The organism is Corallococcus sp. AB049A (assembly GCF_003668885.1).
GTDB lineage: Bacteria > Myxococcota > Myxococcia > Myxococcales > Myxococcaceae > Corallococcus > Corallococcus interemptor.
Genome location: NZ_RAWL01001229.1, coordinates 1 through 423, shown reverse-complemented (window position 1 = coordinate 423; position 423 = coordinate 1). Strand labels below are relative to the sequence as shown.

Sequence of the window (423 nt, the reverse complement as noted above, 5' to 3'; positions counted from 1 at the left end):
TGCGCACGCACCAGCGTCCATAGGCGGCCTCCAGCTCCGAGCCACCTTGCGACACGCGAACGCTGTTCACGGACACGACGCCCAACGAGGCTCGTGGACGCTTCGGCACCGGCGCACCGCGCGCCAGCGTTCGCACCGTCTCCTGGAAGGTGTCTCCATCCAGTGACACGGGCCGTGTCTCCGTGCGCGGTGTGTACTCACGCGCCGGGCCTTCTCCCGTGTCCAACCGCCACGTCCGTGACGTCGCGCAACCTGTCACGAACAGCAGCCACATCACGCACAGCCAGCGCAGCGACATGGACTGCCTCCGGGTCTGGGCTACTACACCACGGGCTGACGCCAGGCCTTGGACAGGTGGCCGGGGGGGGACTGGTTGAAGCGGTGAAGCAGCTCCTCCCGGCCGTGCTCCAGCAGGTACGTGAG

At 68.1% G+C, this 423-nt stretch carries 1 pseudogene; it reads right to left on the bottom strand.

What is annotated here, in order from left to right:
* Window positions 1-298, bottom strand: a pseudogene (locus D7X55_RS41580) (hypothetical protein); the annotation flags it as partial.
* Window positions 299-423: the final 125 nt, after the last annotated feature.